At 42.3% G+C, this 671-nt stretch carries 1 protein-coding gene; it reads right to left on the bottom strand.

What is annotated here, in order from left to right; all coding sequences use genetic code 11:
- On the bottom strand, positions 1-596 hold a 596-nt coding region (locus HGP28_RS18980), incomplete at its 3' end, for a relaxase/mobilization nuclease domain-containing protein (protein WP_168837986.1).
- Positions 597-671 lie beyond the last annotated feature (75 nt).

Below are 671 nucleotides of genomic sequence, written 5' to 3'. Positions count from 1 at the left end.
TCGCTTTTCGATTTCTTCATGATCTTGGCCTGCTTGCCTAGACTCGTACTGGTTCCAATTAGCTCTTCGTAAGGGTCTGGTGCTACTTTCAAACCATGCTTTTTGGAAACCTGTGCAGCAGCGTTCACCGCCTTCTCGTAGTGTCGAAAGATATCAAGTGTCTTGCTATTGTCTTGAACTAAGTGATGATGGACGTGCGCATGTAAATGCTGTTTGTCTGAATGAAGGAGGGCAAAGTAAAGGCTGTTATCCCATTTCATTTCTTTCATGAAGTCATTGAGCACAATATTAAATTGTTCAGGAGTGAGCGAGTCTTTGTGATCAAGTGTCAGGCTGAAGTGGTTCATATATTTGCCACCGCCTTTTTTGCCTTTTCTTTTAAGGTCTTGATTCCTGAATTCTGCGACAAGCTCGTCAGTATTTACAGCGATAACATTACCATCTTCATCTCTAGTGAAAGGGTCTGCTGAGAATGACGTGCCTGGTAGAAATGCGACCTTATTCTGATCGGTCAGGTCATTGCCAGCTGATGCTCTCGCATTGTAATCAATTGTGTTTTTATATTCTTTTCTCACGCCATGATCTTGGTGTTCCATAATAATTGCCTCATTTTGTTCTTATTATTGCCCCGATGGGTGGTGGGGTAGGACTTATTAGCTCAGCTTATCTTT

It is taken from the genome of Vibrio agarilyticus, from assembly GCF_012641465.1.
Classification (GTDB): Bacteria; Pseudomonadota; Gammaproteobacteria; order Enterobacterales; family Vibrionaceae; genus Vibrio; species Vibrio agarilyticus.
This window is presented reverse-complemented; position numbering and strand designations above follow the sequence as displayed.